Below are 24,710 nucleotides of genomic sequence, written 5' to 3'. Positions count from 1 at the left end.
GTCGCAGTTCACTCCCTTTTAGTCTGGTGTGGGCGAAGCGCCACGACTTTGATTTTTAAATGATAACTTCAAAATTTGAAACAAGTTTTAGGGCAAAAATGAGTTAGATATTAAATTTGTGTAATTCATTTTTGATTATGATCGTCACCGCATCTTTTATTTCCAAACTTCGTTTGGAAATAAAACGACTGAAACACTATCGTAAGTGTTAAAGCCCCGATAGTCCGGAAGTGACGCATAATTACTACATTTAGCAACTAAACCTCTACTAGGTTCTCCCCTGATAGTGATAAAATCTCCGCATCAGAATTATCCAGAAACTAGGTATTTATAAACAATGTTTATCCATCATGTTAACGACATCGACTGGCTAGTGATTACAGCTTTTGAAGAACTGAAAACGATGTTTATCGAAGAGGCTGGTGCTATCCCATCTTGCTTCTCTAGCGCCAGTGAATTGAGCCTAGTTGATCAAGCCAAGCGCACTTATGGATATTTGCCTACACTCAGCGGCGTAATCACCGATACTGGTACATTTCAAAGTCAGGATAACGAAGAAGATTTAAGCCCACAGCTTGCCTGCCTAGTTGAGGGACGTGGTCGGGTGTTTATTTATCACGACGGCTTTGTGGCTTTTGTGGATGACGAACAAACCTATATAACCCGGATCAACTAAAATCATTCAACAAGTTGAAATCGACATCCCAAGCAAGTAATCGGGTTCCTCTAGCGGCTCGTCTAGCAAAAAAGAGAGCATTTCTTACAAGGACTTGGGTAAGGCTTATTACTTACTTCAACCGTTAGTTAAGTATGTTGCGAATAGCTAAATCCATCAACAAAAAAGCCGCTGAACATTGCTGTTTAGCGGCTTTAAAATGTTTAGCGGTTAATTAACAGCTAACAATCGTTTGCGCCATTTTACGGCGTAGGTAAGCAATTTGCTGCATATGCGGTAAATCTTTCGGGCACGCATCCTGACAACCTAGTAAGGTCATACAACCAAACACGCCATCTTGATTACCAATGACATGATAGAAATCTTCAGCGCTACGGGTATCACGGCTGTCCATTTCAAAACGGGCGATTTTCATCATCCCAACCGCGCCAACAAAGCTGTCTTTCATTTGCTTAGTCGCACACGCAGATACACAGACACCGCATTCCACACAACGTTCTAGCTCATACAATTTCGCCGCTTCAGCAGGATCCATAGGTGACTCTAAACGATGGATATCAATATCATTCGCATCAGGTTGCAGCCACAATTGTAAACGCTCAGCAAGCTGACGCATAAATTTGCCTGTGTTTACCGATAAGTCGCCAATCAGTTCAAAACCTGGCAATGGCATCAACTTAATTTTGCCATCAGGGAAATTAGCAGTTAGCGTGCGACAAGCCAAGGTGGGTTTGCCATTAATCACCATGGCGCAACTGCCACAAATACCCGCACGACAAACAAAATCAAATTGCAACGATGGATCTTGCTGCTCACGTAACAAGTTCAATGCAATAAACACCGTCATGCCTGGCGCTTCGGTGATCTCGTAAGTCACCATTTTTGGTTTGTCGTTAGGGTCTTGCGGATCATAACGAAAAATTTCAAAACTAATCGTACGTGGGCTAGTCATTACTTCTCTCCCGACACAGCAATCGTGTCACTTAATCTTTCATTACGAGGACGTAATGTTTCAGGTAAATCAAATGGCATAATGGCCGCTTGTTTATCAAAACGATCTGCATCGTCACCCAGCTCTGCAAGGATGTCAGCGATTTGAGTTTCACGTTTTGCAGTATCAGGGTGCGCTACGGCATTATCATTACCGTAACCACGATAACCTGGTGGTAATTCCATTTTCATCACATCAAGCTGCTCGTAACTTAACGTCGGCTCCAATGCATTTTCATTAGGCCAAGTGGATAGCGTTCGGTTAAGCCACTCTTTGTCGTTACGTTGTGGGTAATCTTCACGGGCATGGGCACCGCGGCTTTCTGTACGCGCGTTAGCGCCACAGGCAACGGTTAAAGCAACACGTAACATACGCGGTACGCGCAATGCTTCCACTAGCTCAGGGTTGGCATGACGTTTCTTACACTTAAGGCCGATATTCTTGCTGCGCTGCAGTAAGTCCTTTAACTCGGTAATGGCTTTTTCTAGCTCAATACCATTACGGAAAATGCCTACGTAATCCATCATAATGCGTTGCATGGCAAGCTTAATTTCAAACACATTTTCAGTGCCGTCGCCTACGAGTAAGTCATCAATTTCAGCTTGTAACTTGCTCATGCTGTTATCAATCACTTGAGTGTTGATTTCAAGCGTATTTTTCTCACAATAATCGGCCACATATTTTCCGATAATCATCCCACCCACAACGGTTTCAGCCAGTGAATTACCACCTAAGCGGTTAAAACCGTGCATATCCCAACAGGCTGCTTCACCGACACTGAATAAGCCTGCAAGTTGCGGACTTTCACCAGTAGCATTAGTGCGGATACCGCCCATAGAATAATGCTGTGTTGGCCTAACTGGGATCCAATCTTTTGCAGGATCAATCCCTAAGAAGTTTTCACAAATCTCTTTCACTTCACGTAAGTTGGTTTCAACGTGTTTGCGGCCAAGCAAGGTAATATCGAGCCATAAATGTGGCCCATAAGGGCTATCAACCCCTTTGCCTTTTCGCATATGTTCGGTCATGCGACGAGAAACCACATCACGTGATGCGAGTTCTTTCTTTTCAGGCTCGTAATCTGGCATAAAGCGATGACCATCTTTGTCACGCAATAAGCCGCCATCACCACGACACCCTTCTGTGGTTAAAATCCCCACAGGCACAATCGCTGTTGGATGGAACTGCACCGCTTCCATGTTCCCTAACGTCGCAACGCCGGTATCCAATGCCAATGCTTGGCCGATACCTTCACAGATAATTGCGTTAGTAGACACTTCATAAATACGGCCATAGCCGCCCGTAGCAATCGTGGTCGATTTACCAATATAGGCACGTAGCTCACCCGTCACTAAACAGCGTGCAATCACACCGTGACAGCGTTTGCCATCATGGATAAGCGATAGTGCTTCAATGCGCTCATGAACAGGAATGTCCATTTCAATGGCTTTGTTATCAACGGCATATAACAGTGAATGTCCGGTGCCATCAGCGGTATAACAGGTACGCCACTTTTTAGTGCCGCCAAAATCACGTGCATTGATTAAACCATGGGCTTTTTCAGCTTCAGTAATGGTCACCTTTTCAGCATTCACCACCACTTGGCGATCGCCCGCGGTAATACGCGACCAAGGTACGCCCCAATTAGCCAGTTCACGCACAGCTTTGGGCGCACAATGAGCAAACATGCGCGCTACGTCTTGATCGCAGCCCCAGTCAGACCCTTTTACGGTATCTTGGAAATGAACATCTTCATCGTCGCCCATCCCTTTAACCGTATTGCCAAGGCTGGCTTGCATGCCACCTTGTGCTGCAGCTGAGTGAGAACGCTTAGCAGGAATTAGCGATAGCACGACTGTGTCTAAACCACGCTCTTTTGAAGCAATAGCCACACGTAAACCAGCAAGGCCTGCGCCGACGACTAATGAGTCTGTATATATAATTTTCACGGATACTCCTTAAATACGTTATGAGCCATGAATGCAATGCACTCTGGTTCATCTACAACTCGTTAGTCTTTAGCTCGGCACAAATGGAGTCACAGGTAACTCCAATGATTGACCGATAAAAATATAAGTAAGCAAACTAGCGATACCAATAATCATCAAGTACACCACCATTACTTTGGCAAGCTTTAATGCCGCCATGCGTTTAGTGGTAATGCCCCATTTAATGGCAACGCGATACAAACCAAACATGGCATGAATGACCACTGCAGGAAGCAGCAATACATAAAGCATCCACACATCTTGGTGATAAACCCGCTCAGCGGATAAATGCGGTCCGATTTCAGGGTTGGTGATCATGTCAAATAAGTGCACTGGCGCGAGGAAGAATAAAAGAAAGCCAGTGATCAACTGCCAAAACCAAATTTTAGTATCTTGGTGAGGCATAATCGTCATTTGGCTGCGCAGTGCTCGCCATTGTTGAATTTGGGCAGGGAATCGTCTTAATGCAAACAGAGCATGCACTAATACGACGATTAACATAAATGCCGAGACGAATTTAGTCGTTACAGGAAAACCTTGTCCGTTGTCACTGAACATACTGCCTTCAAGAAAATGCGCCACATGATAAAAGGCATCTTTGCTGATCAAAATGCTCGATTCAAAATGCAAATGCATAATAATGAAAAAGCCTAACAACAACCCGGTAGCACTTTGTAATTTATCGGCTCTGGCTGCCCAAATCGGGTTCAAATACCCTTTTGACGAGACGTCATGAATTTTTTGTGTTTGAGTTTGCGATGAAGCAGTCATAGTTTCCATGCCTGTTAATGACATATTTCTGGTAAATTTAGCTTATCAGCTATCCCTATTTCTCCTTGGCCATAAAAATTAAATCGTGATCAAGCTCACTTACCATTGATCGGCTTTTAGAACTTGATCACAATCACAAATTGTTCAAATTTAAGAACTCAAAATTTCGCTTATCTTTCATTAATTTATAGTGACATTCAAACAAGAGCATGAGTTACACTGATTTCATCATGGATATTAATAGGTTAATCATTAACCAGTCGTTAAAAGTGCTAAAACAAGCCTTTCGAAGCAAATGTGCAATATTTCATTATCAAATGCTGCTGTTTTAGCCTTCAAGCAGGTACAATACGCGATTAAATTATTCTCATAGGAAAAACTCCATGCCTTGGATTCAACTTCGCATTAGCACTAACAGCGACCACGCCGACGCACTCGGTGACCTTTTAATGGAGCAAGGTTCTGTATCAATTACCTATGAAGATGGTAAAGACACCCCTATTTTTGAACCTAAGTTAGGTGAAACGCCGCTTTGGCAAGACACTATTGTCATTGCCTTATTTGACGCAGGAACTGACTTAAGTCCTACCGTGAGTTTTTTAGAAACCCTGCCTTATTTAGGTAAAGGGTTTAAACATAAAATTGAACAAATTGAAGACAAAGACTGGGTTCGCGAATGGATGGATAGCTTTCACCCAATTAAATTCGGCCAACGCTTATGGATATGTCCAAGCTGGCGCGACATTCCTGAGCCAGAGGCAGTCAACGTCATTCTTGATCCTGGTTTAGCTTTCGGTACAGGCACCCATGCAACAACGGCGTTATGCCTTGAATGGTTAGACGGTTTAGATCTTTCAGATAAAGAAGTCATCGACTTTGGTTGTGGTTCGGGCATTTTAGCCATCGCTGCCCTTAAACTTGGTGCGAAAACCGTCACAGGTGTTGATATTGACTACCAAGCGATTGATGCATCGACAGCCAACGCTGAACGTAACGGCGTTGCAGATAAGCTTGCTTTATACTTACCAGAAAACCAACCAGAGAATCTGCAAGCCGATATCTTGGTGGCTAACATCCTTGCTGGCCCACTTCGTGAGTTAGCACCACTGATTGCAGAAAAAGTTAAATCTGGCGGAAAATTAGCGCTGTCAGGGCTTTTACAAGAGCAAGCAGAAGAAATCTCACAGTTTTATAGCCAATGGTTCATCATGGATGAAGCGGCTCACAAAGACGGCTGGAGCCGCTTGACAGGCACCCGTAAATAACGGTAAAGGCATTACACCCCCTATGGCAGCTAGATCTCTGTCAAAGGGGGCAATTACGACTCCCCAACTAAAAGTCAAGAAAAAAAGTTACATTTAGTTCATTTATTGACCTTTTCAGGAAGGCAAAAAAGGGCTAATATAGCGCCCCTTTGACGAGCAAGGTGATTAACTCAATGCAAATTGGCCCTTATCAACTGAGCAATCAGCTGATCGTGGCACCAATGGCAGGTGTCACCGATCGCGCTTTTAGAAACCTCTGTTTACGCTATGGCGCAGGTCTAGCGGTTTCAGAAATGCTTTCATCGAATCCTGAAGTTTGGGATACCGATAAAAGCCGCCAGCGCATGATGCATTCTGGTGAAGAAGGTATACGCTCAGTACAAATCGCAGGCGCAGATCCTGAATTAATGGCAAACGCAGCTCAGTTCAATGTTGAACAAGGTGCGCATATCATTGATATCAATATGGGTTGCCCTGCAAAAAAAGTGAATAAAAAGCTCGCAGGTTCGGCATTAATGCAAGATCCCCAGCTAGTGAAAGAGATTTTACAAGCTGTTGTTAGTGCAGTTGATGTCCCTGTGACACTGAAGATCCGCACAGGTTGGCAACCTGAACATCGTAACGGTGTTGAAATTGCCCACATTGCAGAAGATTGTGGTATCGCCTCTCTCGCCGTTCACGGTAGAACGAGACAATGCATGTATAAAGGCTTTGCCGAATACGACACCATTAAAGCAATAAAACAAAATGTCTCAATCCCTGTTGTTGCCAACGGAGATATCGACAGTCCAGAGAAAGCTAAGTTTGTCTTAGATTACACTGGCGCCGATGCTTTGATGGTAGGACGAGGAGCCCAAGGCAGACCGTGGATTTTTAGAGAAATCCACCACTACTTGGAAACAGGTAAAAAATTACCGCCAGTTGAGGCGAGCGAGCAACGAGAAATCATGCTCGAACACCTTAACAAATTGTACGAATTGTACGGCGAATACAAAGGTGTCCGATTTGCCCGAAAGCATATGGGATGGTACCTAAACCAAGAAGAACAGCGACAGTTCCGTGCTGACTTCAATAGGCTTGAAACCGCTGAACAGCAATATTCCTTAGTGGAATGTTACTTTGATGAATTAGTAAATTTTTAATATAAAGAGCAGAATAGAATGTTTGATCAGACAACTACTAACACAGAAGTTCACCAGCTAACCGTAGGTAAGATTGAAACCGCTAACGGTACTATCAAGCCACAACTATTACGTGACGCAGTTAAGCGTGCAGTAACAAACTTCTTCTCTCAGTTAGACGGTCAAGAAGCGTCTGAAGTTTATGAAATGGTTTTAAGTGAAGTAGAAGCACCACTACTAGACATCATCATGCAACACACTCGTGGTAACCAAACACGTGCTGCAAACATGTTAGGTATCAACCGTGGTACTTTACGTAAGAAATTAAAAAAATACGGCATGAACTAAGAAGTAATTCTTAATTCGTTGTATTAAAAAGGCTTTCCAGAAATGGAAAGCCTTTTTTGTTATTAATGTTTGAACTTGCTGCTCAACTTGCTACTTAAGCTTAAATCGATATCGCTTCATCACAAGGTTATCTATCACCCAATACACACCGGATAATGACAATAGCAACATCATTAATCCAAACACCCAACTAAAGGGGTTATTGAAACTGCCTTGGTGCAGATAATCCATAAAGTGCAGCTTAAACATCAAATCAGCTAAATCAGTGTGATCATTTTTATGTCCAACCAATCGACCATTGACACCATTAATGTAAATTCGGGTATTCAAATCATCACTAATGCTGACTTGCCACAATGGGTTACATTCTTTGGGCCACTCTTTAAAACTTGTAGATAATTGCCTGTGACTCTTTATCTCGCCTGCTCCAGTATAACTTTGCAAAGCGATTGATTCAGCCAAGTCGGCATCAATAAGGACTTCTTTGCCGCTATAAGCATCGACCAATACTTGCTGTTGGCAATCGTGTTGATATCGCTGTACTTGCTCATCTAGTAAATACACAGGCTGGTTAATAAGCACAATTGTACTAACCTGCTCCATCGGTTTAAATCGCTTAAGAATAGATGATAATGGCTCTAGATCATGACTACTAAACGCAGTTAAATCTAGCGGCGCTATACTGCGATAATAATGAGTGCCTTTCAGATCTTCACTTGGGGTGATATTGAAATAAATACCTGTTCCTAGCCAGATTAATAATTGAATGCCAACAACAGTCCCCAGCCAATAGTGACAAAACCTTAGCCAATGTTTTATTTTTTTGATTGTCATTAGCAATACCTCTTGCGGCGCTGCCAAACCAATAATCCACCAGCAAATACAGCGATAAAAGAAGCGATGGCAGTATAAAATAGTAATTGATTATCAATGGCTTCACCGTCGTCATAATCCATGATGTGCCACTTCCAAAATAAATCAAACAAGCGCCAATACTCATGTCTTCTTGTCACGACTTCGCCAGTTTGCGCTGAAATATATAACGTCGATTGGCCGATATCATCAAAGACCACTCGCCATACGGGTAAGTGCCGCACAGCTAACTCTGAAGGTAATTGCTCCAGTGGGGTTTTATCGTTAAGCAAACCAATAAATTGAATTTGTGCAGTTGGAGATATTGATTGCTGATGTTGAAAGGATTGCGATATCTGCTCTGCCTGCGACTTTGAAATAGCTGCAAGTTGTTGGCCTGATGCTGCATCAATTAACAGGGATTGGTCAGTGAGCTTCACTTGGTAAATCAACTGTGTGTTGATCATCGTTAAGGTGATTTTTCTCGCTTCTGGAAATGATTGATATACTTTTGCGATGGGGTATTTGACCGCTGAAGCGCGGATTTTGTCTGCTCGCTCAATCACAATATGGTCGCTACGAATAAAGCCGATATCCATTAGTACAAAATAGCTACCAGTGAGACCCCAAATGAAGATCGGAATGGCCAATAGCAACATCAACCAACGATGAACAAACTGCGCTGACGATACCTTTTTTAGCGTTTTTCTAGAGTTCAAATTCGAATGTTACCTGTATTTCTTATTATTAGTGGTGGCTCTACTCACAAGACTTTAAGCATAAGCAAATGCTAAGTTACCCTAAACATTTGCTTATTCACAATAGTTACATTACCCATTTCAACGCAAGATAATAACGTCGCCCCATTAAATCATAGGTCATCGTGTTGGTGTTTCCGTCTGTGTAACTTTGATGATATGGCGCTTGTTTATCAAATAGATTATCGATACCAGCCGTGAACCCTAAACTACGGGTTAATTGGTAATAAAGCTGTGTATTATGATAGGTCACAGCGTCTACAGAATCACCAATATCACCTGCAGCGGCGTATTGATCATCCGCCTCGCCAATATATTGAATGTTATAGCCAAAGCGCCAATCATCTTTAGCAATATCAAAATACAAATTTGAACGCCACTTGGTATAACTGCCGTCATAGCCAATGGTGCCAGCCCGCTTTTCTACTGGTGCACCTTCATAAGTTTGCAGGTTATATTCATCTAAATAACTGACTTCAAACGAGGTGTTTGTGGTGAACTCACCAAAGTCCTTTTGATAGAACATAGCTAAATCGACACCTGATACTTCTTCTGTTGCTGCATTTCCTAATTGGGTTTGCAAATAGGTAATTTCACCGGTTTGCTCGTCGCGAATAAAGTGCTCATCGCTGCAAAAAGGGTGGCTCATATTGGCACTGTCATAACAGGCAGCAAGTTTACTTGAGCCATTGACTGAGTTAATTGCGTTTTCAATTTTTATGTCATAGTAATCAAGCGTGACATTCAGCCCCTCGATAAAACTCACATCCCACACAACACCGACAGTGAATGTGTCAGCCTCTTCAGGTTGTAAATCTGCGTTACCACCACGGTCAGTTAATATAGTGCCTTCATGGTTAAAATCCATCGGTACGCCTGCAGCTTGGCAATTGGCAAAACGATTTGAGTTTGAGTCTAGTTGGCTCCAGTCACTGCAAGGATCAGTGGTGTTCATTGAGCCTTGGCTTATACCACCAAACAGCTCTGGAATATTAGGTACTCTAAACGCGGTTGATTGAGTTGTACGAAGGGTGAGCTGGTCATTCAGCATCCACTGTAAGCCGAGTTTATAGTTAGTATCACTTCCAAACGTATCAAAATGCGAGTAACGCACAGCAGCGGTTAAATCAACAGCTTTAGCCAGAGGCTTATCTGCCAAAAGCGGAATATAAGCTTCTAAATACACTTCATCAGCGGTGTATTCTCCACTAATAGGGTCCTGTTGGCTGGTATTTGCTTCACCAATTATTGCTAAAGGATCAGGGTTACTCCAGCCCTTTTCTTTTCGATGCTCAATACCTGTGGCAAAACTCATAGTACCTGCAGGAAGTTGCCATAAGTCACCCGTTAAATTGGCAGTTAGGCTTAATTGTTCATTCCCTCCATCACTCATCATATCGAATAAGAAGTAATCGAGCATTTCAGGGGTTAGTGAGCCCTCTCCCCAAAAGTCAGCACAAGGTATATTCGGATCAACACTGCAATTATCGTAATCAGTTGCCTCACCTAAGCGAGTGTTGTTAATGACATTGGTGACTTCAAATGAACCACGATTACTGCCGTAATTAACTGCGGCATCCCATTGCCAACCATTGTCTAAATCCCCTTGTAAACCGGCTACAACTCGCCATGTATCTGTTTCAATATTAAATTCACGAGGCGCTTCAGCTAAACGGCGGCTGTTAAGTAAAAAATCATTCTCAGTGGGGTTAGACTCGTGCCAGCTTGGTATTGTAATACCACTGACAGTTTGCGGAGTTGCGGGTAATGTAGAACTACGATGGGTATACATCGCCTCTGTAAATAGCTGCACATTGTCAGTTAAGTCGTACTCGCCTGAGGCAAAGACATTAAAACGCTCATTTGGCTGCACCGCATTAAAGTATTCAAAATAGTTGTCTCTATCGCTACTAGTATATTCATCACTACCATTAGGTAATAATTTCACTTCATCACCGATTGAATTACCATTTTCATCCAAGAAATAACCGCGACCTCCTGGCAATGCAGTGCTGCCGCCACAGACTAATTCACCGTCGACTTCAGTTAATGGACATGGGGCGCGACTGGTCATTTCTACCGCGTCAGTTTTATCATAACTTAACGCAATATATCCGCTGCCTCGCTCACCAACTTTCCCCACTGCTAAATCAAATTGATATTGCTCGCCATCACCTTGTTCAGTCATGCCCGTTCTTGCTTGAAACTCAACACCATCAATTTGGTCTTTAGTAATAATGTTAACCACACCTGCGACAGCGTCGGCGCCATAAACAGCAGAAGCACCATCTTTTAATACTTCAATACGCTCAATGACGCTGACAGGAATAGTATTTAAGTCCACTGACGAGTTAGCCCCCGTACCGCTGTTTACCATTCGTCTGCCATTAAGCAGTACTAGAGTTCGGTTTACCCCAAGACCTCGAAGGTTCACTTGAGTTGAGCCATAACCACCATCAGTCCAATAAGCATTAGTTTGATTACCGGCAAACCCTGCAGAAGCAGACATTCTTTGCAATACTGCATCCACTGACGTTGCCCCCATCTGGGCAATATCATCAGCGGTGAACACTGCCATTGGTGCGGTTGAGGTGATTTCTTCTCTTTTTATCCGACTGCCAGTAATGCTAATTTTTTCCATCGATTTCAAATAAGGTGAGTGGCTTGCTGCAATGGACTCGGTCGCCATACTGTTAACTTCAATATCGTTCGCTTCGATATCAGATGAGGCAACAGAAATAAATGAACATAACGTCGCAGAAACCAATAAAGCGACCCTAGAAAAAGAAAATCTCACTGAATTCACCATGACAACCTTTAGTAGTATGCAAAATAGTTAACGTAATCACACAATTATTTAGCCGTTCAACGTGCTAAACAACTTACAATTGTCATACTGCGACACTGTGTCACACCCCAGTAAAAGCCCAGAATACAAAGCGAGCAAAATATACATCCCGTACCTTCACTATCAATTTTGATGAAATGAAATAAACGGTCTGAATGACAAAATGATTAACTCATCAATAAATTGTTGTACTCTAAAGCCAATAATCCCCTTCGGATATTTCGATGAAACAAATACTCGCTCTATTTTTAGCATCACAAGTGGCTTGCTTTACTTCTGCAGTGTCAGCAGGCACTTTACACGACGCGTCGCTCGCTAAATTACCTGAGCCATTGAGCAATAATGCCATTGCAAAAGTCAGTACTACGCAGGGTCAATACTTGCTGAGTTTTACCGGGCTAGCTCAAGGTAAAGGCTACCAAGATGTGCACAATAAAGCCTGGGCACTAAATTTAACTAAAGCAGAAGCTCAATGGCAACCCATTAAAGCCGTACCATTTGTCGCTCCACTTGCTGGTCGTTTAGCGTCTATTGCAGTTGGTCTTGAAGATAAAGCCTATGTTTTTGGCGGTTATACTGTTGCCGAAAACCATGAAGAAATCAGCACTGTAGATAACTACCAATTTGATATATTAAATAATCAATACCAACGTATTGCAGATATGCCAGTGGCTGTGGATGACACTGCAGCGAGTGTATATCAGCAGCGTTATATCTATTTGTTTGGCGGCTGGCATAACGATGGCAATGTTAACTTAGTCCAAGTTTACGACACCAAAACTAACACTTGGGATCAAGCTAGCCCTATTCCTGCTCCAGCAGTATTTGGTCAAGCCGTTGCGATGGTAAATAATAAAATCGTCTTGTGTGATGGGGTAAAAGTGCAGGCTAATATTGGTCAACGTCGAAGTTATCAATCATCACCAGTGTGTTTGTACGGTGAAGTTAATCCTCAAAATCATTTAAGGATCAGCTGGCAATTATTACCTCATTATTCTATTGCCACGCCAACAGATCAAAGCAGAACGACACCATTAGCTACCGCTCACTATCGTATGGCGGCGACTGGCATTAATAATACCGCTGATGGACAAGCCGTATTTATGGCTGGCAGCAACAACCCATATAACTACAGCGGTATCGGTTATAACGGTGAACCTAGCGAGCCACACAACTTACAATACACCTTTGATTTTAAAACGATGCAATGGCTTGCGCCTGTTCCGCTTGATGTTCCTAGCATGGATCATCGAGGGTTAATCTGCCACCAAGACCAATTACTGAGAGTGGGCGGTATGCTTAAGCAACAACAGATTAGCGATCAAATACTCTCAAGTGGATTAACGGGTAATCAAACTTGTACTCTGTAAGGAGTATAGAGTCTTATGTAATGTGATCTAGCTAACAATAAAACATCGATTTGATTGCCTCAATTAAAGATACATTTAAAATACATGTATAAATTAAATGTATCTTTTGGAATCACTATGACATCTACTGACCTTGAGCAATTAAGCACTTTATCAATACCCGCTTTGATTGATCACCTTGAATCGACTCATCACCAGTATGTTCGTGAAACTGCGCCACTGTTAGTTGAGTACTCGCAAAAAATGGTACAAGCCCACGGCGAAGATCATGCTGAAATTAAACCATTAGCCACGCTAATCGGTGCACTAATCGCTGATTTAATGCCGCATTTAATGAAAGAAGAACAAATATTGTTTCCTGCAATGCGAAGACTGGCTGCAGGCGAAGAAGTGAATGGCTGTTTTGGTCATATTGGGAATCCAATTAATGCCATGGAGCACGAGCATGATCATGCTGGCACAGTTTTGCAGCAGTTAAGAGAGCTCACCAATAATTACCAAATCCCTGAAGGCGTTTGTAGCACATGGCAAAAATGCTACCGCACTTTGGCCGAGTTTGATGCGGACTTACAAGCTCATATTCATACTGAAAATGTATTATTGTTTCCAAAAGCGCTAGCTATTTAACTCTCATCATCTCTGATGAGTTGATAAAAACAAACCTATTTGATTCATCAAGTCCTTGGCTCTTGCTTCCCCCAGCAGAGCCATTTTTATGTCTTGAGGTTATTCATCTATAAGCATAAACAAGCCCTGCTAAGTGCTTGTAATAATCAAAACTACTCGAACAATGCAGGACTAGCTCTTAATTTAAAGTTCAGTTCACGCTAGCATTTTGTGACTCACTTTTTGTCCACTTTCGCCCTTGATGCGCCATACGATATAAAATAGGTAGCACAAACAGCGTCAACATTGTCGATGAGATAATGCCACCAATCACTACAGTAGCAATAGGTCGTTGTACTTCAGCACCTGTACCAATGTTTAGCGCCATGGGAACAAAGCCAAGCCCTGCCACTAATGCCGTCATCAATACAGGACGTAACCTAATCAATGCCCCGTCAATAATGGCATTCAGTAACTCGCCTTTCTCTTGATATAACTGCCGAATAAAGCTCAACAGCACTAAGCCATTAAGCACCGCCACACCAGATAATGCGATGAATCCAACACCAGCAGAAATAGATAACGGCATGTCTCTGAGCCATAACGAAATAACACCACCTGTTAACGCAAGTGGGATCCCGGTAAAGACAATGGCAGCATCTCTTACCGAATTAAACGCCATAACTAACAAGCCTAAAATAAGCGCCAACGTCAGAGGCACCACTATCAATAAACGTTGACTGGCTGATTCTAGTTGCTCAAATGTGCCACCATATTCCAACCAATAACCAGCCGGCAAATCCACTTGCTGACTAATTTGTTGTTTTGCTTCAGTGACGAATGAGCCTAAGTCACGACCACGCACGTTAGCTGTTACGACAATACGGCGTTTACCGTTCTCACGGCTGATTTGATTTGGAGATGGTGCGATATCTAATGTCGCTACTTCAGATAAAGGCACATACTGCCCCGATGGCAGTACAATAGGTAACGCTTGTAAATTCTCTACATCTTTACGAATATTTTCAGGTAAACGCTGAACAATCTTAAAGCGACGATCACCTTCAAAAATAAGCCCTGCCTCTTCACCACCGATGGCCGTTGCGACAAAATCTTGCAGCTCACTGACCGTTAAACCATAGCGAGCTAACGCCATGCGATCAGGTTGAATTGACAACATTGGTAAACCCGTCACTTGCTCAACTTGAAGATCCGATGCGCCTTCAATTTGCTCTAACACTTCATGAATGGCATTGGCCGAGGTTAATAATTGCTGTAAATCATCACCAACCACTTTAATGCCTAAGTCAGCACGTACACCCGAAATGAGTTCGTTAAAACGCATTTCAATTGGCTGCGTCAGTTCAAAGTTATTACCAGGTTGACCAGAAACAGCATCGACAATATCGGCGGCAAGCGCATCATGGCTCATTTTCGGATTTGGCCATTCATTACGAGGTTTAAGCATAATGAAAGTATCAGCAATATTCGGCGGCATAGGGTCGTTCGCCACCTCTGGGGTTCCTATTTTAGAAAATACATTGAGTACTTGGGGGAAGTGTTTAATTCTATCCTCAAGCATCATTTGCATATCTACAGATTGCTCTAAACCTGTACCTGGAATGCGAATCGCCTGCAGCAAAATATCTTCTTCATTAAGCTGTGGAATAAACTCTGACCCCAGCGTAGTGGCTAACCAAATTGACAATGCCACCAAACCTACAGCTGCACTCAACACTAACCAGCGAAACTTCATCGCTACAATCAACAATGGTTTATACAAAGATTTACTTAAGGTAATAACCCGGCTTTCTTTTTCGCTAATCTTACCTGTCATAAACAAAGCAACAGCGGCAGGAACAAGCGTTAACGACAGCACTAACGCTGCTAAAAGTGCCATCACAACGGTGGCAGCCATTGGGTGGAACATCTTACCTTCAACACCCGTAAGGCTGAATAGTGGAATATAAACGACGGTAATGATCAATACGCCAAATAAGCTTGGGCGAATAACTTCATTAGTTGCCTCATACACCAATTGTAAACGTTGTTTACGTGGCAAAATATGCCCGCCATTTTGTGCCTGTGCTTGGCCTAATCGGCGAATGGCATTTTCGACAATAATCACCGCACCATCGACAATCAAGCCAAAATCCAATGCCCCTAAGCTCATCAGGTTTGCAGATACGCCAGCTTGCACCATACCTGTCATTGTCGCTAACATTGCCAGCGGAATGACCGCAGCAGTGATGAGGGCTGCTCTTGCGTTGCCCAACAAAATGAATAGCACCACAATAACTAACAATGCACCTTCAACGAGATTTTTCTGAACTGTATATACCGCTTTATCAACCAAAGTCGTGCGATCATATACTGCCTCAACTTTAATCCCATCAGGTAATGACGCTTTAACGTCCTCAAGTCTTCCGGCCACAGCTAATGATACTTGGCGTGAATTCTCGCCCACCAGCATCATTGCACTGCCTAATACGGTTTCTTTTCCGTCTCGAGTGGCGGCGCCAGTTCTTAACGCCTTACCAATGCCAACCTCTGCCACATCACTCATTAAGATTGGTGCGTTATCAATACGCTTAACAACAACCTGTTTAATATCGCTAATGGTTTTAAGCTGCCCGGCTGAACGAACTGTAAGTTGCTGCCCTTCGCGCTCAATATACCCTGCACCACGATTGCTGTTATTGCTTTGCAGCGCCATTTTGATATCGACAAAGGAAACCCCATAGGTCAACATTCTCAATGGTTGAGGCGTGATGTGATATTCCTTATCAAAGCCCCCTATGGTGTTGATTTCAGTCACTCCTTTCACTTGAGCTAATTGCGGTTTAATAATCCAGTCTTGGATTTCTCTTAGCGCTGTAGCATCGAAATCACTTCCATCAGCTTGTTGAGCATTCGACTTCGCTTCGATGGTGTACATAAAGATTTCGCCCAGACCAGTAGAAATAGGCCCCATTTCAGGCTCAATTCCAGCAGGTAAAGCCCCTTTTATGCCATTTAAACGCTCGCTAATTAGATTACGAGCAAAATAAAGGTCGGTGCCTTCATCAAATACGACTGTCACCTGCGATAATCCATATCGCGACAATGAACGAGTGTTAGACAAATTTGGAATACCCATCAGGGCATTTTCAATTGGATAGGTAATCCGTTGTTCGGTTTCTTGTGGTGAATAACCTGCAGCACGCGTGCTTATTTGCACTTGTACATTGGTAATATCTGGCACGGCATCAATCGGTAATTTCTGATAACTCCAAAGCCCAACAGCAACCAGCAATAAAGCTAGAAACATCATCATCCAGCGTCGATTAATCGCAAGACGTAAAACTGATTCAATCATATTTCGTCTCCTTTAATGAACGTGGGCAGCACTAGATTTTTCAAGATCCGCTTTAAGAAGAAAGCTCTTCTCTACGGCATATTCTTCACCTATAGAGATGCCAGATAACACCTCTGTTAGCTGGCTATCACTCTGGCCTAACTCAACAACGCGCTTTTCAAACCCTTCCTCATTACGGACAAACACCACTTGTTGACCCTCCATAACCTGAACAGCGCGATTATCAATAACCATCGCCACAGGTTGCTGACTCAAAGTTAATTCACCTGACAACAAAGCGCCCACAGTCCATTGCCCTTGCTTATTGTCTAGTGGCGCACGAGCTAAGGTATAAGCTTGATTATTCGTTGAGTTGAGAAGATGTTTTATTGTTGAATTTACTTGCTGTTTATTCACACTCGCAGTGTCTGACCCAATAACAAGGTGTTGACCAACTGACACTGAGGTTAATTGTCCAGGGAAGATCTGATACTCAACCCACAACTCACTGTCATCCATGATGCTAAGCAGCACATTATCTGTGGCGAGCTCGCCCACATTGGCATTTCTGGTGACTACGACACCCGATATCGGCGCTGTTATTGAGTAATGCTTTAAGCTTGCATTAGACTCAACTTTGGCAATCACTTGCCCTGCTTTTACATTGTCGCCTACGGCAAAATTAAACTCAGTAATAAGCCCTGAAAATCTTGCTCTCACTTGGCTTATAGCCGTTTCTGGTACGACAGTGCGGCCATATAAGGTTAATGTTTGTTTGATATCACCCGATTGAGCAGTTTGCGAAACGAACCCTGATAATGTGACTTGCTCCGCACTGATATGCACTTGGCCTTCTTCATGTTCATCGTGTCCATGCTCGTCATGCCCGTGCTCATCATCTTTATGATCATTATGTGCTTGTTCATCTGAATGGTTTTCTGAGTGACTATCTGAATGTTCGTTTTTATGTTCATCATGCCCGTGAGCATCGTGTACTTGCTCGTTAGCGTGATGTTCAGAATGCACATCTTGATGATCATGATCGCCTGATGCATAAGCTGGAACAGCAAACATAAAGACTGCCGCCACAGCAATATGAACCACAGAAAGGTTATTGAATGTTCTTAAGTTCATTTTGGGAATCCTTGGAAATCTTTAAAAAAGGTATGTTGAGAGGCGGGAAGAGGTTCAGCAATTAATTGCTCTATGTCCACGCCATAACGCAATGCAGAAGCAGCAGCCTCAATTAATGCTCGACGAGAAAAGAGTAATTCCTCTCTTGCAGTTAAGTAATCAAGGTAGCTATATAGTCCTTGCTCATAAGCCGTTTGCGTATCTTCTAGAGCCAAAGTTAGTGTAGGAATAATGCTAGATTGCAAACGATTGACCGTGACAATGGCTTGCTGCCTATTGGCATAAGCACGATATAATTGTGCATACAATTCTCGTAAGGCAATCTCTCTATTAATCAGCACTTCATCTTTTGCTGCTTGAGCCGAAATGACAGCGCCCGTATTTCGTTCACCACTGAACAATGGCACACTGAACCCTGCCGAAAATGCCATATCGTTGGTTTGCTGCATTTGTTTTACGCCAACCGACCAACTGACATCAGTACTCGATTGCGATTGAACAAAACGTAATTCGGCTTCTTTTAGCTGAGCTTGAGTTAAATAAGCTTCGATTGCTGGGCTATATTTCACCTTTTCAAATAAAGGTGCTAATGCAACATCGTCGGTGAACTCAAATAAGCTGCCTTCAATGGTTTCATAGTTAACCTGAGTTTCTCCCCACATCATACTGAGTGCTAATTTTGCGTAATCAAGTTGATGTAAATGGGTTTCTGCAATCAGCCTGGTATTATAAACAGCCGCCTGTGCTCTTTTAACTTCAGCATCAGGAGTCACCCCCGCTTTAGCGCGTTGCTGCACCACCAATAACGTTTCTTCTGCAAGGCTCAATGCATCACCAGCAAGCTGCAACTTAGATTGCGCAGCTAACACATCAATATAGCGTCGTGTAGTTGTCGCAAGTATGCCAATCCCTGCAATCTTTTGCTCAGCATCCAGTAACGCACGTTTTCTATTCACAATGCCTATTCGAGCATCTGACTTATCGCCAAGCTCTATTATCGATGATAACGACACTGTCGTTTCTGCACTATCAACAGCTTGAAAATCGCCAGAGCCAGCAATATTTTCAAGTTCTACGCCTAATTCGAACCCAGGCGAAAGCGCTTGTGTTTGCGCCTCACCTTCAAGCGCAAGTTGTCTGAATAGAAAAGTTTTCAAAGAAGGATGCTGTAATTGAACACGTTCAATTACAGTCAGTAGCGTCAATGATTCTGAAGCGGAGATCGAGCCAGTCGCGTATGAACTGGCAGAAACTAGCGCTGTTGTCCCTAATAAACAGCAAGCTATTTTTCTTAATAGAAAAGTACACCGTTTCGGGATGGTTATATTGTAAAACATCTGAGAATTAGCCTCGATTCAATACAAAAGATAAAACCTGCTGGCAATATGATTGATTAAAAAACACAGCAAGTTTCAGCAAATTCCGTAAAAAATTTGCTCATTTAAAAATGATTTTTGATTTAACGATTAAGCTTGGGGAGGGCGTAAAAAACTAAAGTAAGGAGCTTCTACTGCGTTGGAATTAAAGGTAAAAGCCAGGTAATCCGAATAGATATTGCCATGATGTGCCATTGTGACTGGATGCATTAGCGTCATACAACAAGAGCAGCAGTTACTGCTGCATTCAGCACAGTCATCGTCAGCATGACTGTCGGCAAGAAAAATATCATCACAAAGCTCGTCGTTCGCTAGCGAGTGTTCATCAACAAAGGTTGTGTCTACTGAAGAGACATCATTGATTACTGTGGTGAAAAGTTCGACATTAACAGCGCAATCTTTATGCTCAAGAGCACAGTTGTCGGCCATCGCAACAACAGACTGCATCGCAAAAATCAGAATCAACAAGCGCGCCAGCATAGCTGGAAACGTGATCGTTGTGATTTTTACATCGCGATAAAAGCCTAACATTAATTCTTAGCGGCACCCTTTTTAGTGAACACATAATTAAATAAATAGACCAACTAATAACATGTGTATCGCGCAAGTCTATGCTAAACCCCTTTAAAACACTACTGAGATTATTTGCTAATTGAATAGACTAGACTTAAAAAACTAAAAACCTCGTTGAACGCACAATTTTAATCGATTAATCGGCGGATTTCTTGCAGCTGCTCAATTTCAAGATGCGGTAAAATATGTTGCGCCCTGCCACCTTCATCAGCTTGAAGATTAAGCCAAAGACTTTGACAGCCTGCGTGTCTTGCGCCTAATACATCACTTATAGGATGATCGCCTATGTGCAATAGTTCATTGGTTTGGATATCTAAATGCTGACAACTAAGATCAAATAAATCGCTATAGGGTTTCATTCTTACCCCATGTCCAGGATGAACCACAAACTCTAAGGCATCATTAAGCCCAACACGGCGAGCGTCAACATTACCATTAGTAATGCCAATTAATGGATACTGTTTGCCTAAGTCTGACAGTAAATTGAGAACACCATCATCAACGGTAAAGTCACTGCGATGAAAACAAAAACACTCTAAGCCTTGTTGCGCGCCTTGGGTTGCTTCAATTTCTGAATAATCCCATTGGATCAAAGCCTGCCTGAGGACTTCATAGCGCGCAGCTGTGGTGTCATGGGCCAACTCACCATGCACAGCAATAACCTGTGCTTTTAGCTCACGCCATTGGGTTATTCCCCAGTTCGTCGGGGTGTTAAATTGCTCTTGCATAAATAGTGATAACGCAGATTCGGCTTTAATAATATGCGGTGCGTTATGGTACAAGGTATCGTCTAAATCAAAACTGATCGCCTTAAAAGGCCGCAGTCGTAAATATTGTTTCATTATTTCCCCTTGGCTTTTTTCGCTCTAGGATGAGCGCCATCGTAGACTTTTGCCAAGTGCTGAAAATCGAGACTGGTATAGATTTGCGTTGTGGATAAGTTAGCGTGTCCCAATAATTCTTGCACCGCTCTTAAATCTGCACTTGATTCAAGCATATGCGTTGCGAAGGAATGTCGCAATTTATGAGGGTGAACTTTTGCAGATAAAGCTTGCTCTTGGCCCCATTTATTCATTCTGAGCTGAATACTACGATGAGATAAACGTTTGCCTTGCTGACTGACAAATAAGGCATCACCCGCTTCTGCTTTTACCAAGGCGCTTCGGCAATCACACCAATGATTAATTGCTTCTATCGCCATTTTGCCAATAGGCACAACTCGCTGCTTACTGCCTTTACCCATCACTTTGACTTCGTTTTGACTGAAATCGATATCTGCCACATCTAAACTCGCAAGCTCAGCTAAACGCAAACCGCTGGAATAAAATAACTCCATAATGGCTTTGTCACGCTTACTGAGTGGATCATCAGCATCAATATCTAACAAGTGCGTCACTGCATCTAAATCCATATTCTTAGGCAGTGGCTTTGCTTGCTTTGGTGCATTGAGTGTTTTTGCTGGGTTGGTTTTAATGGCTTGTTCACGGACTAAAAAATCAAAAAATTGCTTTAAAGACGATAAACATAACGATAATGAACGTGGGCTAAGTCCTTGTCGGTGAAGCTTAGACAGCACGGCTTGCAATTGATCGCGGTTAACCGTTAGCCAGCCTTCATTACATTCATCGAGTGAAGCGCCTTTAGGCTGCGAAAATATGATTTCAGCAGCGCGATGAATTTCATAAAGATAATTTCGTACGGTATGCGGCGAAAGCTGCCTTTCAGAATGAAGGTAGCGTTCAAATGCGGCTAGCAAACTGAGTTGACCCATGACACTGCCTCCAGTCATTGCTTAACAGAGCGTTGAGCGAGTCGGTTACCAATTAGAATTTTGGCAACATATGATCCAAAAGGTCTCTAATTTGTTGGAAAAAGAGATGATCCATATCAGGATGAAAATGGGCGGCATCAGCAGACGCTACGCCAAAAATAACTTGACCATTTTCATCTGATAATTTGGTCAGTGCTACCGAGCCCACCTCAGTGCCAAATAATCGTTTCGATTCAGATTGCGTTAAACGACCAAAGTAATAACCTTGCTGAATTCGTTGACGCCAAATCTTCGCCAATTCGCTGTCGATATCATGCACGGTTATTAGCCTTACGTGGGTAAAACCAAACTCGGCCTTTAACTTTCCAGATAAAACTTGTCTGAGCTGGCCTAAATCTTCACACTTTAAGATCTGCATCGATAAATCGCTATTAAAGCGAAATATCTTTTCATTTTCTGTGGCGATTTTCATTAAAGAAGTAATTTCTTCTTCAAGTTGAGTCACCCGTTCACGCAGCATTTCTTGACGACGCTCAACTAAGGACACCGAACCACGCTCATGGTGCGTTAAACGCATAGCCACTAAAAGCTCAGGATAGCGATTAAAAAACTCAGGATTGTCGAGCAAGTACTCACGGATCATGAGCTCATCAATCGGTAAATCTTCCATTACTACATCAGTGCCTAAAGCTGCCGCCGATTGGGCATCTTCTGCTAATAATTTTTTGGTGTTGAATGCGTCGCTCATAACTGGATTTGTCCATCAAATACGTGTTCAGCTGGCCCAGTCATCCATAATGGTTTTCCTTCACCTTCCCAATTAATGGTTAGGCGGCCGCCAGGTAAATCCACTTTTACCTGTCTGTCTAATTTATTTTGTAATATGCCAACTGCAACGGCTGCGCAAGCACCTGTGCCACAAGCGAGTGTTTCCGCTGCGCCGCGCTCATAGACTCTTAATTTAATATGGCCACGATCCACAACCTGCATAAAGCCCACATTCACTCCCTTAGGGAAGCGTTCATGCTTAGTCAGCATTGGACCAATTTCTTCCACCTCTGCGGTGTCAACGTCATCCACATCAAGTACACAATGCGGATTGCCCATTGAAATAGCACCACACAAAAACGTTTGTTTAGGGGTTTGCAATAAATAGGTTTTTTCAGGACGTTTGGCGCGAAAGGGAATTTTCCCCGGCTCTGTCACAGGTACACCCATATTCACGGTCACAGTACCATCACGCTCAAGTCGTAACGTCATTTTTCCTGAGCTAGTGCTGACGCGAATTTTATACTTGTTGATTAAGCCTTTATTACGCACGAAACGCGCAAAGCAACGTGCACCATTGCCACATTGCTCTACTTCACCGCCATCGGCATTAAAAATTCGATAATGGAAATCTAAATCTGGGTCGTAAGGAGGCTCAACTAACAATAGCTGATCAAAACCAATACCGAAATTTCGGTCAGCTAAACGGCGAATTTGATCTGGCGAAAAAAACACATTCTGTGTTACGCCATCAACCACCATAAAATCATTACCCAGTCCATGCATCTTGGTGAATTGGATCAAAAGAGTTTCCCTTATCGAACTAAAAAATAAACCTAATAAAATCAGTTAACCTTATTAAGGCGGTAAATGCTATTAAAGGCTGTGAATACCGTTAAGGCAGTAAATGCTCACCTTGCCACAATTGCTCAAGCTTTTCACGCTCACGGATCACTTGGTTTTGATCTTTATCGACCATGACCTCAGCCGCTCTTGGGCGTGAATTATAATTTGATGCCATTACAAAACCATAAGCACCGCTTGAACGCACCGCTAATAAGTCACCCGCTTGTACATTGAGCTGACGGTTTTTACCTAAAAAGTCACCGGTTTCGCACACTGGACCTACAACGTCATAGTCAAAACTCGGTGCATCAGTTAATTGTACCGGAATGATATTTTGCCATGCACTGTAAAGCGCTGGGCGGATTAAATCATTCATTGCACCGTCAACAATCGCAAAACGCTTATCGCTGTTTTCTTTCAGTGACAACACTTCAGTAACAAAAATACCTGCATTGGCTGCAATCGCACGGCCTGGTTCAAAAATTAATTTAAGTGGACGGTCGCCTAAACGCTCAAGTAACGCAGCGGCATACACATCTGGATGTGGCGGCGTTTCATCATCATAAGGGACACCTAAGCCACCACCAACATCAAAATGATGAATTTCAATACCATTGGCTGCTAAACGATCAATTAAGGCTAGCATTCGGTCCATGGCATCTAAAAATGGCTGCATTTCAGTTAACTGTGAACCAATATGACAATCCACGCCTTTAACGGCTAAGTTCGGTAACGCATGTGCACGAGCAAAAACCTGCTCAGCTTCGTCCATCGCAATACCAAATTTGTTCTCTTTAAGGCCGGTAGATATATAAGGATGTGTGCCTGCATCAACATCAGGATTAACCCTCAGTGAAACAGGGGCTACTTTTCCTAGCTTTCCTGCTACCTCATTTAATAATTCAAGTTCAGCGCTTGATTCAACATTGAAACAATAAATACCGGTATTCAGTGCTTGTTCCATTTCAGCTGTTGTTTTGCCCACACCTGAAAACACCACTTTTTTAGGGTCGCCGCCAGCGGCAATAACACGTGCAAGTTCACCACCTGAGACAATATCAAAACCACTGCCTAAACGTGCAAGTACATTTAATACTGCCAGATTCGAGTTTGCTTTAACCGCATAACAGACAAGGTGTGGGTGATCGGCTACTGCATTATCAAATGCATTCCAATGACGCTCTAACGTCGCACGTGAATAAATATATAACGGCGTGCCGTGGGTACGGGCAAGTTCAGCAACAGAACAGTCTTCAGCAAAAAGTTGATCCTGTTGATAATTAAAATAATCCAAAATGCGCTTCCTTTAAA

20 protein-coding genes and 1 pseudogene are annotated in these 24,710 nt (G+C 42.8%); 6 read left to right on the top strand and 15 right to left on the bottom strand.

Annotated elements, in window-relative coordinates; all coding sequences use genetic code 11:
- Window positions 1-337 precede the first annotated feature (337 nt).
- Entirely contained in the window at window positions 338-676 is a 339-nt protein-coding gene (locus tag LMH66_RS18900; RefSeq protein ID WP_229372285.1) for a cytosolic protein, read from the top strand.
- Window positions 677-890: 214 nt separating this feature from the next.
- On the opposite strand, the gene LMH66_RS18895 is transcribed toward LMH66_RS18900, so the two are convergent.
- From LMH66_RS18895 to LMH66_RS18885, 3 genes are all read right to left on the bottom strand, one after another.
- Window positions 891-1,628 (bottom strand): fumarate reductase iron-sulfur subunit, encoded by a 738-nt coding sequence (locus LMH66_RS18895; protein ID WP_153914162.1) that lies wholly within the window; start codon window positions 1,626-1,628, stop codon window positions 891-893.
- Window positions 1,628-3,616: a fumarate reductase flavoprotein subunit gene (locus LMH66_RS18890; protein WP_229372283.1), complete on the bottom strand. Its 1,989-nt coding sequence runs from the start codon at window positions 3,614-3,616 to the stop codon at window positions 1,628-1,630. Before LMH66_RS18890 ends, LMH66_RS18895 begins: the two co-directional genes overlap by 1 nt.
- Window positions 3,617-3,685: 69 nt before the next feature.
- Window positions 3,686-4,426, bottom strand: coding sequence for a fumarate reductase cytochrome b subunit (locus LMH66_RS18885; protein ID WP_153914164.1), 741 nt, complete (start codon window positions 4,424-4,426; stop codon window positions 3,686-3,688).
- Window positions 4,427-4,809: 383 nt separating this feature from the next.
- On the opposite strand from LMH66_RS18885, the gene prmA reads away from it, so the two are divergent.
- The 3 genes from prmA (at window position 4,810) to fis (ending at window position 7,160) form a co-directional block, all read left to right on the top strand.
- Window positions 4,810-5,691, top strand: coding sequence for a 50S ribosomal protein L11 methyltransferase (prmA, locus tag LMH66_RS18880; RefSeq protein ID WP_229372281.1), 882 nt, complete (start codon window positions 4,810-4,812; stop codon window positions 5,689-5,691).
- Window positions 5,692-5,864: 173 nt separating this feature from the next.
- The gene (dusB, locus tag LMH66_RS18875) at window positions 5,865-6,833 is read left to right on the top strand and encodes a tRNA dihydrouridine synthase DusB (RefSeq protein ID WP_153914166.1); all 969 of its coding nucleotides are present in this window, start codon (window positions 5,865-5,867) and stop codon (window positions 6,831-6,833) included.
- 18 nt (window positions 6,834-6,851) lie between these two features.
- Window positions 6,852-7,160: a DNA-binding transcriptional regulator Fis gene (gene fis, locus LMH66_RS18870; RefSeq protein WP_055023591.1), complete on the top strand. Its 309-nt coding sequence runs from the start codon at window positions 6,852-6,854 to the stop codon at window positions 7,158-7,160.
- Window positions 7,161-7,250: 90 nt separating this feature from the next.
- On the opposite strand, the gene LMH66_RS18865 is transcribed toward fis, so the two are convergent.
- From LMH66_RS18865 to LMH66_RS18855, 3 genes are all read right to left on the bottom strand, one after another.
- Window positions 7,251-7,994 carry a peptidase gene (locus tag LMH66_RS18865; protein ID WP_229372279.1) on the bottom strand — a complete coding sequence of 248 codons (744 nt, stop codon included), beginning with the start codon at window positions 7,992-7,994 and terminating at the stop codon, window positions 7,251-7,253.
- On the bottom strand, window positions 7,994-8,731 hold the full coding sequence (locus tag LMH66_RS18860; RefSeq protein ID WP_229372278.1) for a peptidase: 738 nt from the start codon (window positions 8,729-8,731) through the stop codon (window positions 7,994-7,996). Before LMH66_RS18860 ends, LMH66_RS18865 begins: the two co-directional genes overlap by 1 nt.
- A 106-nt stretch (window positions 8,732-8,837) precedes the next feature.
- Complete coding sequence (locus LMH66_RS18855; protein ID WP_229372276.1) at window positions 8,838-11,567, bottom strand: TonB-dependent receptor; 2,730 nt, start codon at window positions 11,565-11,567, stop codon at window positions 8,838-8,840.
- 275 nt (window positions 11,568-11,842) lie between these two features.
- On the opposite strand from LMH66_RS18855, the gene LMH66_RS18850 reads away from it, so the two are divergent.
- Together LMH66_RS18850 and LMH66_RS18845 are read left to right on the top strand one after the other, a co-directional pair.
- Window positions 11,843-12,988, top strand: coding sequence for a Kelch repeat-containing protein (locus LMH66_RS18850; protein ID WP_229372274.1), 1,146 nt, complete (start codon window positions 11,843-11,845; stop codon window positions 12,986-12,988).
- A gap of 165 nt (window positions 12,989-13,153) precedes the next feature.
- Window positions 13,154-13,615: pseudogene (locus LMH66_RS18845) on the top strand (hemerythrin domain-containing protein); the annotation flags it as partial.
- A gap of 190 nt (window positions 13,616-13,805) precedes the next feature.
- Here LMH66_RS18845 and LMH66_RS18840 read toward each other — a convergent pair.
- The 9 genes from LMH66_RS18840 to lysA form a co-directional block, all read right to left on the bottom strand.
- Window positions 13,806-16,952 (bottom strand): efflux RND transporter permease subunit, encoded by a 3,147-nt coding sequence (locus LMH66_RS18840; protein WP_229372272.1) that lies wholly within the window; start codon window positions 16,950-16,952, stop codon window positions 13,806-13,808.
- Between the two features lie 12 nt (window positions 16,953-16,964).
- Window positions 16,965-18,065, bottom strand: coding sequence for an efflux RND transporter periplasmic adaptor subunit (locus tag LMH66_RS18835; protein ID WP_229372270.1), 1,101 nt, complete (start codon window positions 18,063-18,065; stop codon window positions 16,965-16,967).
- Window positions 18,062-19,402, bottom strand: a complete 1,341-nt coding sequence (locus tag LMH66_RS18830) for a TolC family protein (protein ID WP_229372268.1) — start codon at window positions 19,400-19,402, stop codon at window positions 18,062-18,064. The genes LMH66_RS18835 and LMH66_RS18830 overlap by 4 nt, the downstream gene beginning before the upstream one ends.
- A gap of 129 nt (window positions 19,403-19,531) precedes the next feature.
- The gene (locus LMH66_RS18825) at window positions 19,532-19,906 is read right to left on the bottom strand and encodes a hypothetical protein (RefSeq protein WP_229372267.1); all 375 of its coding nucleotides are present in this window, start codon (window positions 19,904-19,906) and stop codon (window positions 19,532-19,534) included.
- A gap of 236 nt (window positions 19,907-20,142) precedes the next feature.
- Complete coding sequence (locus tag LMH66_RS18820) at window positions 20,143-20,856, bottom strand: HAD-IA family hydrolase (RefSeq protein ID WP_229372266.1); 714 nt, start codon at window positions 20,854-20,856, stop codon at window positions 20,143-20,145.
- On the bottom strand, window positions 20,856-21,785 hold the full coding sequence (gene xerC / locus LMH66_RS18815; protein ID WP_229372265.1) for a tyrosine recombinase XerC: 930 nt from the start codon (window positions 21,783-21,785) through the stop codon (window positions 20,856-20,858). Before xerC ends, LMH66_RS18820 begins: the two co-directional genes overlap by 1 nt.
- Before the next feature lie 52 nt (window positions 21,786-21,837).
- Window positions 21,838-22,455, bottom strand: a complete 618-nt coding sequence (locus LMH66_RS18810; protein WP_229372287.1) for a DUF484 family protein — start codon at window positions 22,453-22,455, stop codon at window positions 21,838-21,840.
- Window positions 22,456-22,529: 74 nt separating this feature from the next.
- Window positions 22,530-23,357 carry a diaminopimelate epimerase gene (gene dapF / locus LMH66_RS18805; RefSeq protein WP_229372264.1) on the bottom strand — a complete coding sequence of 276 codons (828 nt, stop codon included), beginning with the start codon at window positions 23,355-23,357 and terminating at the stop codon, window positions 22,530-22,532.
- A gap of 91 nt (window positions 23,358-23,448) precedes the next feature.
- Window positions 23,449-24,693, bottom strand: a complete 1,245-nt coding sequence (gene lysA, locus LMH66_RS18800; protein WP_229372263.1) for a diaminopimelate decarboxylase — start codon at window positions 24,691-24,693, stop codon at window positions 23,449-23,451.
- Window positions 24,694-24,710: the final 17 nt, after the last annotated feature.

Source organism: Shewanella sp. 10N.7, assembly GCF_020806285.1.
Lineage (GTDB): Bacteria > Pseudomonadota > Gammaproteobacteria > Enterobacterales > Shewanellaceae > Shewanella > Shewanella electrodiphila.
The sequence above is the reverse complement of the archived record's forward strand: the minus strand, read 5'-3'. Positions and strand labels throughout refer to the sequence as shown.

What these genes read in the sequence shown, in the direction of transcription:
- LMH66_RS18900 (WP_229372285.1), top strand. Translation starts at nt 338, where the DNA reads ATGTTTATCCATCATGTTAACGACATCGACTGGCTAGTGATTACAGCT.
- LMH66_RS18895 (WP_153914162.1), bottom strand. Translation starts at nt 1,628, where the DNA reads ATGACTAGCCCACGTACGATTAGTTTTGAAATTTTTCGTTATGATCCG.
- LMH66_RS18885 (WP_153914164.1), bottom strand. Translation starts at nt 4,426, where the DNA reads ATGACTGCTTCATCGCAAACTCAAACACAAAAAATTCATGACGTCTCG.
- prmA (WP_229372281.1), top strand. Translation starts at nt 4,810, where the DNA reads ATGCCTTGGATTCAACTTCGCATTAGCACTAACAGCGACCACGCCGAC.
- dusB (WP_153914166.1), top strand. Translation starts at nt 5,865, where the DNA reads ATGCAAATTGGCCCTTATCAACTGAGCAATCAGCTGATCGTGGCACCA.
- fis (WP_055023591.1), top strand. Translation starts at nt 6,852, where the DNA reads ATGTTTGATCAGACAACTACTAACACAGAAGTTCACCAGCTAACCGTA.
- LMH66_RS18865 (WP_229372279.1), bottom strand. Translation starts at nt 7,994, where the DNA reads ATGACAATCAAAAAAATAAAACATTGGCTAAGGTTTTGTCACTATTGG.
- LMH66_RS18850 (WP_229372274.1), top strand. Translation starts at nt 11,843, where the DNA reads ATGAAACAAATACTCGCTCTATTTTTAGCATCACAAGTGGCTTGCTTT.
- LMH66_RS18840 (WP_229372272.1), bottom strand. Translation starts at nt 16,952, where the DNA reads ATGATTGAATCAGTTTTACGTCTTGCGATTAATCGACGCTGGATGATG.
- LMH66_RS18835 (WP_229372270.1), bottom strand. Translation starts at nt 18,065, where the DNA reads ATGAACTTAAGAACATTCAATAACCTTTCTGTGGTTCATATTGCTGTG.
- LMH66_RS18830 (WP_229372268.1), bottom strand. Translation starts at nt 19,402, where the DNA reads ATGTTTTACAATATAACCATCCCGAAACGGTGTACTTTTCTATTAAGA.
- LMH66_RS18820 (WP_229372266.1), bottom strand. Translation starts at nt 20,856, where the DNA reads ATGAAACAATATTTACGACTGCGGCCTTTTAAGGCGATCAGTTTTGAT.
- xerC (WP_229372265.1), bottom strand. Translation starts at nt 21,785, where the DNA reads ATGGGTCAACTCAGTTTGCTAGCCGCATTTGAACGCTACCTTCATTCT.
- LMH66_RS18810 (WP_229372287.1), bottom strand. Translation starts at nt 22,455, where the DNA reads ATGGAAGATTTACCGATTGATGAGCTCATGATCCGTGAGTACTTGCTC.